The following is a 12,487-nucleotide window of genomic DNA, read 5'->3' as shown; positions in this document are numbered from 1 at the left end:
AGTAGGAGCATCAAGAGCAGCAGTTGAAAATGGTTGGATAGATAAAGCAGTACAAGTAGGTCAAACAGGAAAAACTGTAAGACCAACTGTATATATAGCTTGCGGTATTTCGGGAGCAATTCAGCATTTAGCTGGTATGCAAGATTCTGATTTCATAATAGCTATAAATAAAGATGCAACTGCACCTATCATGAAAGCTGCTGATGTAGCAATAGCTGGAGATTTCCTTAAAGTAATCCCAGAAATGATAGCTCAAATTAATACATTAAAAAATAAATAGTTTAACTGGAGCGATTTTGATGTATTTCTACATCAAAATCGCTCTTTTTTTTTACAAAAATTTCATTAACTAATTTTCTAAGCATTTTATTGAATATATGTAATAAATTTAATTTGCTTTCCAAATGACTCTAAATAAACTAAAATATTAATATTAATATGATGCTTTATACACAATATATATGAAGGAGCTGATTTTATAATGGATTTTCAAAAAGATGCTGTAGAAATATTAAAAACTGTTATAGACAATGCTTATGATGGTATTATCATTATAGATAAAAACGCGATTATAACTATGATTAGCAAATCATATTGTGAATTTATGGGAATTTCAGAAGAAAATGCTATAGGGAAACCTGTTACTGATGTTATTCAAAATACAAGGATGCATATTGTTGTACAAACAGGGGTTACAGAAACTGCTCAGCTACAATCTATAAAAGGAAGCTACATGATAGCCACTAGAATGCCTATAATTAAAAATGGAGAAATAATTGGTGCTATTGGTAAAGTATTATTTAGAAATGTAAAGGAACTAAATACGCTTTATAGTAAAATTAAAACTATGAAAAAGGAACTTGAAACCTATAAAACTCAGTTAAAACAGTTAAATACTGCAAGTTATTCCTTTGATGACATAATAGGTTCAAGCGAAAAGATATTGGCAGCTAAATCTATTGCCCGCAAGGCTGCTCAAACACATTCTAATGTGCTTATACTTGGTGAGAGTGGCACAGGGAAGGAACTATTTGCCCATGCAATACATTTAGCTAGTGATCGATTGTATGCACCTTTTGTAAAGGTAAACTGTGGAGCTATTCCGACCGATTTATTAGAATCTGAACTTTTCGGTTACGAAGGTGGTGCATTTACAGGTGCTAAAAAAGAAGGTAAAATTGGAAAATTCGAATTAGCGGATGGTGGAACAATTTTTTTGGATGAAATAGGAGATATGCCTCTTCATATGCAAGTTAAACTACTAAGAGCAATTCAAGAAAAAGAGGTTGAAAAAATTGGTTCATTAGGAAGTAAAAAAATTGATATTCGTATAATTGCTGCAACAAATATAAACTTAGAAAAATCTATGCATGAAGGTAAGTTTAGGCAAGATCTTTATTATAGATTAAATGTAGTGACTATTACTATTCCATCTCTTCGTGAAAGGCGCGATGATATTTTACTTATTGCAAATCACCTTATAACAAAAATTGCTGAAGATTTGAATAAGAAAATTGTAGGTATGTCTAAGGAATCAGAATATTTTCTAAAAAATTATTCATGGGAAGGCAATATAAGGGAACTTGAAAATATATTGGAAAGGGCAATTAACGTAATAGAAAATAGCAATACTATATGTCCTATAGATCTACCTGATGAAATCACAGGGAGAAAACAGATTAAACCTATTAAAAGTCTTGAATCAACTATAGAAGAAGCAGAAAAGCAAGCTATTATGGATGCACTTAAATCAACCAACGGAAACAAAACTAAGACTGCTAAAAAACTTGAAATTGGAAGAACAAGTTTATATGAAAAAATTCAAAAATATAATATACCTTTATAATTGTTCTTTAAAATGAACGGTATTCTTAAACCTTAAGAATACCGTTCATTTTTTCGAACTAAAATCCTATATATACATATATTAAGTTCTTAATGCCGTACATAGAATTTTATCTAAGCTACACAATCTTTAATAAAATCATCAAGCCCCAACGTTAACACGATATTATTGTATATTTTAGTCACTTTTTGTTGGCATGCTTCTTGCTTGTTATATTTATAACAGGTGTTAATAATATGATAAAAGGAGATAAAAAATGAAAAAAACTATGTCTAGTTATGACGCAATCACTTTAATAAAAGATGGTGACACCGTTGCAATTGGAGGATTTGTCGGTTCAGGTCACCCCGAAGAATTAACTATAGAAATTAATAAATCTTTTGCCCAAAGCGGAAGCCCAAATAATTTAACTTTGGTATACTCAGCCGGACAAGGAGACTCAAAAGACAAAGGTTTAAATCGTCTTGGCGTGGAAGGATTAGTTTCAAAAGTAATAGGTGGTCACTGGGGGCTTTCTCCCAAACTTTCAAATCTTGCTATTGAAAATAAAATTCAAGCTTATAATCTTCCTCAAGGTGTAATTTCTAATCTTTATAGAGATATCGCGTCGGGAAAACCAGGAACTATTACACATGTTGGTTTAAAAACTTTTGTAGATCCGAGAATTGACGGCGGTAAGTTAAACGATATCACAAAAGAAGATATAGTTAAAGTTATTGAAATTGATAATAAGGAGTACTTGTTCTATAAGGCCTTCCCTATAAATGTAGCACTTATTCGTGCTACTTATGCTGATGAAAGTGGTAATGCCACTATGGAAAAAGAAGCCGTAACATTGGATGTTCTTTCTATGGCACAAGCAGCTAAAAATTCTGGTGGAATTGTAATCATTCAAGTTGAAAAAGTTGTATCAAATGGCACCTTAGATCCAAGAAAAGTTAAAATTCCAGGAATACTTGTTGATGCTATTGTGATTTCCAAACCTGAAAATCATATGCAAACATATGGGGAACAATACAATCCCTCATACAATGGTGAAATAAGAATGGCAGTTGATGATATTCCCGGTTTAAAACTAGATGAACGAAAAATAATATCTAGAAGGGCAGCTATGGAACTTATACCCAATGCTGTAACTAACCTTGGAATAGGAGTACCTGAGGGTATTTCCATGGTCGCAAATGAAGAAGGTATTGGTAGCGATATGAAACTTACTTTGGAATCAGGCCCTATAGGTGGAATCCCTGCAGGTGGATTAAGTTTCGGAGCTGCAATAAATCCTGAAATGATCCTTGATCAAACTAGTCAATTTGATTTTTATGATGGTGGTGGTCTTGATGTAGCTTTCCTAGGCCTTGCTCAATGCGACGAATCAGGAAATATTAATGTAAGTAAATTTGGTCCTAAAATTGCAGGTTGTGGTGGGTTTATCAATATAACTCAAAACTCTAAAAAAGTTGTTTTCTGTGGTGCCTTTACTGCCGGTGCTTTAAAAATTGAAGTACAAGATGGAAAGTTAAATATAATTAAAGAAGGTAAATTCAACAAATTTATTAAAACTGTTGAGCAAATAACTTTTAGTGGCGAGTATGCCGTAGATGTCTCCCAACCAGTATTGTATATTACTGAAAGAGCTGTCTTTGAACTTAGCCGCAAAGGCGTAGTACTTACTGAAATTGCTCCAGGGATTGATCTTGAAAAAGATATTTTGGCACATATGGATTTCATGCCAGTAATTTCATCAAATTTAAAATTTATGGATGAAAGAATTTTTGAGGAAAAAATTATGGGACTTAAAGTTTCATAATAATTCAAAATAAAATAACAAGGAGGAATTAATAATGAAAGGTTTAACAATGAAGGAACTAAATATTGGTGATAAAGATTCTTTTGAAAAAACTATAAGCGAATCTGATGTATATCTTTATGCTGGAATAACTGGTGACTTAAATCCGGCTCACATAAATCAAAGAGAAGCTGAAACAACAATGTTCAAAGGTAGAATCGCTCACGGCATGTTAACAGCAGGTTTCGTATCCGCTGTACTTGGCATGAAATTACCTGGACCAGGCACTATTTATCTAGGTCAAGAACTCAGATTTACAGCGCCAGTTAAATTTGGGGATACTATAAAAGCCGAAGTTGAAGTTATAGAAAAAAAGGAAGAAAAAAACATTATGAAATTAAGTACAATATGTACTAATCAAGATGGAGTTGTTGTTCTTAAAGGTATTGCAACTGTTATGCCACCTAAATAAAACCTGCCCCTTTTATAAAATAAGTGTTTATTTTATAGAACGGTATTTTTATATTTTAAAAATACTGTTCCATTTTAAGAACACCATGATAATGTTTACATAAATCATGTTCGTTTCTATGAACACACTACTAATCTTAATAAACAGATTCTTACTAAAAACACTTAAAAGTCATTGAAAAGCCACATAAAATTTGTTTTTTATTGTTTATTTATTGGCATGATATTTGCTATTTATAATTATGAAAAGCTTTACAAACAATTTAATGAAGGGGGTTAAAAAATGAATAAAATTATGTCTAGTTATGACGCGATTGCTTTAATCAAAAATGGAGATACTGTTGCGGTTGGAGGCTTTATCGGTTGCGGCCACCCTGAAGAATTAACAATAAAAATCAATGAGTCTTTTCTTGAAAAAGGATTTCCTAATAACTTAACTTTGGTATATGCCGCTGGGCAAGGAGACTCAAAAGATAAGGGTTTAAATCGTCTTGGCGTTGAAGGTCTAGTTTCAAAGGTAATAGGTGGTCACTGGGGCCTTGCTCCCAAACTTGTAAAACTAGCTATTGAAAATAAAATTCAGGCTTATAATCTTCCTCAAGGGGTAATATCTCACCTATATCGAGATATTGCAGCAGGTAAACCCGGAACTATAACTCATGTTGGCTTAAAAACGTTTGTAGACCCTAGAATTGATGGTGGCAAGTTAAACGATATCACGAAAGAAGACATAGTTAAGGTTATTGAAATTGATAATAAGGAATATTTGTTTTATAAAGCTTTTCCTATAAATGTGACACTTCTTAGGGCTTCTTATGCTGATGAGTTTGGGAATGCCACTATGGAGAAAGAAGCTGTAACACTTGATGGTCTATCTATGGCTCAAGCGGCTAAAAATTCTGGTGGGATTGTAATACTTCAAGTTGAAAAAATTGTAGCAAACGGCACCCTTGATCCAAGAAAAGTTAAAATCCCAGGAATACTTGTGGATGCTATTGTGATTTCAAAACCTGAAAATCATATGCAAACCTATGCGGAGCAATATAATCCATCTTATAACGGTGAAATAAAAATGGCACTTACTAATATTCCCGGACTTAAACTAGATGAACGAAAAATAATATCAAGAAGAGCTGCAATGGAACTTATTCCTAACGCTATTACTAATCTTGGAATAGGTGTACCTGAAGGAATATCAATGGTAGCAAACGAAGAAGGAATTGGGAGTGGTCTTAAAGTTACTTTGGAGTCAGGCCCAATAGGTGGAATCCCAGCAGGTGGATTAAGTTTTGGAGCTTCAATAAATCCTGAAAGCATACTAGATCAAAGTAACCAATTTGATTTCTATGATGGTGGAGGTCTTGATATAGCATTCTTAGGTCTTGCTCAATGCGACGAAACCGGGAACATTAATGTAAGTAAATTTGGTCCTAAAATCGCAGGTTGTGGTGGTTTTATTAATATAACTCAAAATTCTAAAAAAGTTGTTTTCTGTGGGACTTTTACAGCAGGTGGCTTAAAACTTGAAATTCGTGATGGAAAACTAAATATAATTCAAGAAGGTAGATCTAACAAATTTGTTAAAAATGTTGAACAAATCACTTTTAGTGGAGAATACGCTGTAGATATCTCTCAACCAGTCTTATACATTACTGAAAGAGCAGTTTTCAGATTAACTAAGGAAGGCGTTACTTTAGAGGAAATCGCTCCTGGTATTGATCTGCAAAATGATATTCTAGATAAAATGAATTTCACTCCAATTATATCTAAAAACCTAAAACTAATGGATTTAAGGATATTTAGTGAAGGTATTATAGGTCTTAAATTGGCCAATTAATAAATACAGTCTTTGGAATAATAATATTGGTATAATTTTTGTTAAAAAATAAAAAATAAACGGTTAAAAAAAGAGAATAAAATTTTAATTAATGGAGGTTTTATAAATGTTAGGAGTTTTCGGTATCATATTAAGTTTATGTTTATTAATGTTTATGGCATATAAGGGTTTCTCTGTCATTGTCTTTGCCCCTATTTTTGCACTACTAGCAGCTTTATTTTCTGGGATGGCTATTTTGCCCACATACACAGAAATATTCCTTCCTAATCTCGGTAAGTATGTAACAATTTATTTTCCGTTCTTTCTATTGGGAGCAATATTTGGAAAAACAATGGAACAATCGGGTGCGGCGAAATCCATTGCCAAAACTATAGTAGAAAAATTAGGGAAAAAGAGAGCAATACTCTCAGTAGTTTTATCAGCAGCTATACTTACTTATGGCGGTGTAAGCCTTTTCGTTGTAGCATTTGCAGTGTATCCATTTGCAGCATCTATTTTTAAAGAAGCAGACATTCCAAAACGACTTGTTCCAGGTACAATTGCACTTGGTGCGTTTACATTTACTATGGATTCGCTTCCAGGAACACCACAGATTCAGAACTCCATTCCAATGAAGTTCTTTAATACAGATCTTTATGCAGCACCTGTTATGGGAATACTCGGAGCAATTATTATTATGACATGTGGTATTACCTATTTAGAATGGCGTAAACGTAAGGCTGAGGCCGCTGGAGAAGGCTATGGCGATAACCATACTAATGAACCTGTTATGGTTGAAGATGATAGTTTGCCAAATGCATTTTTATCAGCATTACCATTAGTTTCTGTGCTAGTTGTAACTCTTATTTTGCAAAAATTAGTTTTCCCACATTGGGATATCATATCTTGGGTAACTAAAAAACCTTACAATATGTTATCAGCTGGTGTCGTAGGAACAATGAATAACTGGGCACTCATGATTTCACTTATCGTAGGAATTCTTCTTGCAATGCTTATTAATCCTAAACGTATGCAAGGTAATTTAGCTAAGGCTATCAATGCTGGTGCTATTGGTTCTCTTTTAGCAGTTATAAATACGGCATCTGAAGTAGGTTTTGGTAATGTTATAAAAACACTACCAGGTTTTCAATCTATAGCTCATGCTTTAACAAATATAAATCCTCATGGTAGTCCATTACTATCTGAAGCAGTTACAGTAAATGTTCTATCTGGAGTAACTGGCTCTGCTTCCGGTGGTATGAGTATAGCCCTTGATACTTTTGGTAAACACTACTTACAATGGGCATCAAATACTGGTATAAGCCCTGAATTACTCCATCGAGTTGCTGCTATGGCATCTGGAGGAATGGATACATTACCTCATAATGGAGCAGTTATTACACTCCTAGGAATTTCTGGTTTAACACATAAACAAGCATATAAAGATATATTTGCTATTACTCTCCTTAAGACAGGAACATGTTTCTTTCTAATTGGATTACAATCAATTTTACATTTTGTTTAATAATTAAATACAAGTATGTTTTTAATGAACGGTATTCTTAAATCTTAAGAATACCGTCTATTTTTTCGTTATCATCCCCTGATTTTTTTAAAATTGTTTTTAATTTCTTTTCATGGTAATAATATTTCCTTCTTATAATTAAAAGAAGTTTGACTAATAATACTATAAAAGGAGGTCTTAAAATGAAAAAAGTTATGTCTAGCACTGACGCAATTTCTTTAATTAAAAACGGAGATACCATCGCAGTGGGAGGTTTTATCGGTTGCGGACACCCTGAAGAATTAACTATAAAAATTAGTGAGTGTTTCCTTGAAAAAGGTATTCCAAATAATTTAACTTTAGTTTATGCTGCGGGTCAGGGAGATTCAAAAGACAAAGGTCTGAATCATCTTGGCCACGAGGGTTTAGTTTCAAAGGTAATAGGTGGACACTGGGGACTTGCACCTAAACTTGTAAAATTAGCTATAGAGAATAAAATCCAGGCTTACAATCTTCCCCAAGGAGTAATATCTCACCTATATCGAGATATCGCAGCGGGTAAACCAGGAACAATAACTCATGTTGGACTAAAAACTTTTGTAGACCCTAGAATTGATGGTGGTAAATTAAACTCTGTTACTAAAGAAGACATAGTAAAAGTTATAGAGATTGATAATAAAGAATATTTATTTTATAAATCATTCCCAATAAATGTAACACTTATTCGTGCTTCTTATGCTGATGAGAATGGAAATGCGACTATGGAAAAAGAAGCTGTAACACTTGATGGTTTATCTATGGCTCAAGCGGCCAAAAACTCTTCCGGAATTGTAATACTTCAAGTTGAGAAAATTGTAGCAAATGGCACCCTTGACCCACGAAAAGTTAAAATCCCAGGAATACTTGTGGATGCTATTGTTATTTCAAAACCGGAAAATCATATGCAAACCTACGCAGAGCAATATAACCCCTCTTATAATGGAGAAATAAAAATGGCGCTTAGTGATATTTCTGGTTTAAAACTCGATGAACGTAAAATAATATCAAGAAGGGCTGCAATGGAGCTTATTCCTAATGCTATTACTAATCTAGGAATAGGAGTTCCTGAGGGCATATCAATGGTTGCAAATGAAGAAGGAATAGCAAATGATCTTAAAGTTACTTTAGAATCAGGTCCAATAGGCGGAATCCCTGCTGGTGGATTAAGTTTTGGGGCTTCAATAAATCCTGAAAGCATACTTGATCAAAGTAACCAATTCGATTTCTATGACGGTGGGGGTCTTGATATAGCCTTCCTGGGTCTTGCTCAATGCGACGAGAAAGGAAATATTAATGTAAGTAAATTTGGCCCTAAAATTGCAGGTTGTGGCGGTTTTATAAATATAACGCAAAATTCTAAAAAAGTTGTCTTTTGTGGAACTTTTACAGCAGGCAGTTTAAAAATTGAAATTCATGATGGTAAATTAAATATAATTCAAGAAGGTAAAACTAATAAATTCATTAAAACCGTTGAACAAATTACCTTTAGTGCTGAGTATGCTTTAGATGTATCCCAGCCAGTTTTATACATTACTGAAAGAGTAGTTTTTAAATTAACTAAAGAAGGTGTTACTTTAGAAGAAATCGCTCCTGGTATCGATATGCAAAATGACATTTTAGATAAAATGGATTTTACTCCTATTATATCTAAAGATTTAAAGTTGATGGATAAGAAATTATTTATTGAAGGTATTGTAGGCATCAAATTAGCTAAAACTAAGTAAATAATTTAAAACAAAATATAATTAGGAGGTTTTTTTAATGTTAGGAGTTTTCGGTATATTATTAAGTTTATGCCTATTAATGTTTATGGCCTATAAGGGTTTCTCAGTCATTGTTTTTGCCCCTATTTTTGCACTACTAGCCGCTTTATTTTCTGGAATGGCTATTTTGCCCACTTATACAGAAATATTCTTACCCAATCTTGGTAAATATATAACAATTTATTTTCCCTTCTTTCTATTGGGTGCAATATTTGGAAAAACTATGGAACAGTCTGGAGCCGCAAAAGCAATTGCAAAAGCTATAGTAGAAAAATTAGGAAAAGAAAGAGCAATCCTCTCTGTAGTTTTATCAGCAGCTATCCTTACCTATGGTGGTGTAAGTTTATTTGTAGTAGCATTCGCGGTATATCCATTTGCAGCATCTATTTTTAAAGAAGCAGACATCCCAAAACGTCTTGTCCCAGGAACTATTGCACTTGGTGCCTTTACATTTACTATGGATTCACTTCCTGGAACACCACAAATTCAGAACTCCATCCCAATGAAATTTTTTAACACAGATCTTTATGCTGCACCTGTAATGGGGATACTTGGAGCAATCATCATTATGTCATCTGGTATGTTTTATTTGGAGTGGCGTAAGCGTAAAGCACACGCAGCTGGAGAAGGCTATGGTAAAAATCATACTAATGAACCTATTATAGTTGACGATGCTAGTTTGCCAAATGCATTTTTATCAGCATTACCGTTGGTTTCAGTACTAGTTGTGACCCTCATTCTACAAAAATTAGTTTTTCCACATTGGGATATCATATCTTGGGTAACTAAGAAACCTTACAATATGTTATCAGCTGGTGTTGTAGGAACTATGAATAACTGGGCACTCATGATTTCACTTATCGTAGGAATTCTTCTTGCTATGCTTATCAATCCTAAACGTATGCAAGGTAATTTAGCTAAAGCTATCAATGCTGGGGCTATCGGTTCTCTTTTGGCCGTTATAAATACGGCGTCCGAAGTAGGTTTCGGTAATGTTATAAAAACACTACCAGGTTTTCAATCCATTGCCCATGCTTTAACAAATATAAATCCTCATGGTAGTCCACTACTATCAGAAGCAGTTACAGTGAATGTTTTATCTGGAGTAACAGGCTCCGCATCAGGTGGAATGAGTATTGCCCTGGACACATTTGGCAAGCACTACTTAGCTTGGGCATCAAGTACTGGTATAAGCCCTCAGTTGCTCCATAGAGTTGCTGCAATGGCATCTGGTGGAATGGATACACTGCCTCATAATGGAGCCGTTATTACACTCCTTGGAATTGCAGGTTTAACACACAAACAAGCTTATAAAGATATATTTGCTATAACTCTTCTTAAGACAGGAACATGTTTCCTTCTCATTGGATTACAATCAATTATTCATTTTGTATAATAGCTCAAAATAAAAGGAGGATTTTTAATGAAAGGTTTAACAATGAAAGAACTAAATATAGGTGATAAAGACTCTTTTGAAAAAACTATAAGTGAATCTGATGTATATCTTTATGCCGGAATAACTGGAGATTTAAATCCTGCTCATATAAACCAAAGAGAAGCTGAAACAACAATGTTCAAAGGCAGAATTGCACATGGAATGTTAACAGCAGGTTTTGTGTCTGCAGTACTCGGCATGAAATTGCCAGGACCAGGCACTATTTATCTAGGTCAAGAACTCAGATTTACAGCACCAGTTAGATTTGGAGATACTATAAAAGCTGAAGTTGAAGTTATAGAAAAAAAGGAAGAAAAAAATATTATGAAATTGAGTACAACATGTACTAATCAAGATGGTGTTATTGTTCTTAAAGGTGTTGCAACTGTTATGCCACCTAAATAACAATCATTTTCTAAAAATAGAATAAATAATAGGGAATATACATAGATTTACTTTACTAAATCCACTTATATTCCCTATTATTAAAATTTTACCCAACTCTAATTCTTGTCCTAAAACAATAATAATGTATTTTCCAATTATTGCTTAAATTAAAATCTATTCATATCGAAGTGCATCTATAGGATTTAATTTTGCAGCTTTTCTTGCGGGATAAATTCCAAAAAATATTCCGACTGCTGATGAAAACAATATTGTTTCTAATATAACAAAGATGGAAACACTAGGGGTAATGCCCGCAAACGATCCTATTATTTTAGCTGCAACTATACCAAGTGTCATACCTATAAGCCCTCCTATAAGAGATAATATTACGGATTCAGTTAAAAATTGAAATAATATAGCATTAGTGGTAGCCCCAATTGCTTTTCTAATACCAATCTCTTTTGTTCTCTCAGTTACAGAAACGAGCATTATATTCATAACTCCAATACCTCCAACCAAAAGAGATATCGCAGCTACTGCACTAAGGAATGCTGTGAAAATCCCTAAAACTTGATTAATTGACTCAAGCATACTAGCCGAATTAGTAGCCTTATAAAGGTCTAAAGTTTTGTTATCATGTTTAGCCTGAAGAATTTTCAAGGCTTCATTTCCAGTTTGCACAGAATTCTCTTGTGAAGTAGATGTCATAGTAAGTGTTGATATATTAAAATCTAATGGAAATAGTGTTTCAAGAAATGTAATTGGCACTGTTACAAGTGTTGGTGTACTGTCACCACTTCTGCTACGTGGTCCACTACTACCGCCGAACATGCTACTTGCTTTTGAAACACCAACAACAGTTGCACTTTTACTAGAAGCTACTGGTCCTAATTTAAATGATTTGCCTACAGCATCATCAGTCCCAAATAGTGCCTTTGCTGAAGTTTGATCAATTACTGCAACAGCCTTACCTTCTTCAACTTCTCTCTCATTTAAAAATCTTCCATATACAATTTCTACATTACTTATTAATGAATAATCCGTATTAACTCCGGTAACATTTGCAGTATTAGTCTTTGTATCAGTTCTTGCTGTTCCTTTTTTTGAAACAGTTGGAGAAATATACTTAGCAGTACCTACTCTATTTTTTATTTGCTTTACATCTTCAAGTGTAAAATAATCACTTATTTGCTCTACTTTCGATGAATCCACATTTAGAGTAACTGTATTTGACCCCATTTTAGTAAATTCATCTCCAATATAATTTTTTCCTCCATTACCAAGCGCAACAATAGTAATTACTGAGCTTATACCTATTATAATTCCTAGCATTGTGAGAAAAGATCTCATTTTATTTGATAAAATACTGGATATAGCCATTTTGAGGCTCTCTAAAATATTCATAACTGCCCTCCATTTTATCGTGAAAATATTTACGCG

The 12,487-nt window shown here is 33.5% G+C and carries 10 protein-coding genes; 9 read left to right on the top strand and 1 reads right to left on the bottom strand.

Annotated features, from left to right (window positions below; translation table 11 throughout):
* The 9 genes from KPL44_RS09360 to KPL44_RS09320 form a co-directional block, all read left to right on the top strand.
* On the top strand, nt 1–280 hold a 280-nt coding region (locus KPL44_RS09360; protein WP_216248626.1), incomplete at its 5' end, for an electron transfer flavoprotein subunit alpha/FixB family protein.
* A 201-nt stretch (nt 281–481) separates the two neighbouring features.
* Complete coding sequence (locus KPL44_RS09355; protein ID WP_216249007.1) at nt 482–1,846, top strand: sigma-54 interaction domain-containing protein; 1,365 nt, start codon at nt 482–484, stop codon at nt 1,844–1,846.
* Between the two features lie 256 nt (nt 1,847–2,102).
* Nucleotides 2,103–3,653 (top strand): acyl CoA:acetate/3-ketoacid CoA transferase, encoded by a 1,551-nt coding sequence (locus KPL44_RS09350; RefSeq protein WP_216248997.1) that lies wholly within the window; start codon nt 2,103–2,105, stop codon nt 3,651–3,653.
* A 34-nt stretch (nt 3,654–3,687) separates the two neighbouring features.
* The gene (locus KPL44_RS09345; protein ID WP_216248993.1) at nt 3,688–4,104 is read left to right on the top strand and encodes a MaoC family dehydratase; all 417 of its coding nucleotides are present in this window, start codon (nt 3,688–3,690) and stop codon (nt 4,102–4,104) included.
* 282 nt (nt 4,105–4,386) lie between these two features.
* Nucleotides 4,387–5,940: an acyl CoA:acetate/3-ketoacid CoA transferase gene (locus tag KPL44_RS09340; protein WP_216248990.1), complete on the top strand. Its 1,554-nt coding sequence runs from the start codon at nt 4,387–4,389 to the stop codon at nt 5,938–5,940.
* 106 nt (nt 5,941–6,046) lie between these two features.
* The gene (locus tag KPL44_RS09335; protein ID WP_171298225.1) at nt 6,047–7,444 is read left to right on the top strand and encodes a GntP family permease; all 1,398 of its coding nucleotides are present in this window, start codon (nt 6,047–6,049) and stop codon (nt 7,442–7,444) included.
* 182 nt (nt 7,445–7,626) lie between these two features.
* On the top strand, nt 7,627–9,186 hold the full coding sequence (locus KPL44_RS09330; RefSeq protein ID WP_216248989.1) for an acyl CoA:acetate/3-ketoacid CoA transferase: 1,560 nt from the start codon (nt 7,627–7,629) through the stop codon (nt 9,184–9,186).
* Between the two features lie 37 nt (nt 9,187–9,223).
* On the top strand, nt 9,224–10,621 hold the full coding sequence (locus KPL44_RS09325; protein ID WP_216248987.1) for a GntP family permease: 1,398 nt from the start codon (nt 9,224–9,226) through the stop codon (nt 10,619–10,621).
* A gap of 27 nt (nt 10,622–10,648) precedes the next feature.
* Complete coding sequence (locus KPL44_RS09320; RefSeq protein WP_216248985.1) at nt 10,649–11,065, top strand: MaoC family dehydratase; 417 nt, start codon at nt 10,649–10,651, stop codon at nt 11,063–11,065.
* A gap of 156 nt (nt 11,066–11,221) precedes the next feature.
* Here the strand turns inward: KPL44_RS09320 and KPL44_RS09315 are convergent, their stop codons facing one another.
* Nucleotides 11,222–12,451 (bottom strand): ABC transporter permease, encoded by a 1,230-nt coding sequence (locus KPL44_RS09315; protein WP_216248984.1) that lies wholly within the window; start codon nt 12,449–12,451, stop codon nt 11,222–11,224.
* Nucleotides 12,452–12,487: the final 36 nt, after the last annotated feature.

Source organism: Clostridium sp. DSM 17811, assembly GCF_018861905.1.
Classification (GTDB): domain Bacteria; phylum Bacillota; class Clostridia; order Clostridiales; family Clostridiaceae; genus Clostridium_AD; species Clostridium_AD frigoriphilum.
The sequence above is the reverse complement of the archived record's forward strand: the minus strand, read 5'-3'. Positions and strand labels throughout refer to the sequence as shown.

Coding starts and splice junctions, on each gene's coding strand:
- KPL44_RS09355 (WP_216249007.1), top strand. CDS start 482: ATGGATTTTCAAAAAGATGCTGTAGAAATATTAAAAACTGTTATAGAC.
- KPL44_RS09350 (WP_216248997.1), top strand. CDS start 2,103: ATGAAAAAAACTATGTCTAGTTATGACGCAATCACTTTAATAAAAGAT.
- KPL44_RS09345 (WP_216248993.1), top strand. CDS start 3,688: ATGAAAGGTTTAACAATGAAGGAACTAAATATTGGTGATAAAGATTCT.
- KPL44_RS09340 (WP_216248990.1), top strand. CDS start 4,387: ATGAATAAAATTATGTCTAGTTATGACGCGATTGCTTTAATCAAAAAT.
- KPL44_RS09335 (WP_171298225.1), top strand. CDS start 6,047: ATGTTAGGAGTTTTCGGTATCATATTAAGTTTATGTTTATTAATGTTT.
- KPL44_RS09330 (WP_216248989.1), top strand. CDS start 7,627: ATGAAAAAAGTTATGTCTAGCACTGACGCAATTTCTTTAATTAAAAAC.
- KPL44_RS09325 (WP_216248987.1), top strand. CDS start 9,224: ATGTTAGGAGTTTTCGGTATATTATTAAGTTTATGCCTATTAATGTTT.
- KPL44_RS09320 (WP_216248985.1), top strand. CDS start 10,649: ATGAAAGGTTTAACAATGAAAGAACTAAATATAGGTGATAAAGACTCT.
- KPL44_RS09315 (WP_216248984.1), bottom strand. CDS start 12,451: ATGAATATTTTAGAGAGCCTCAAAATGGCTATATCCAGTATTTTATCA.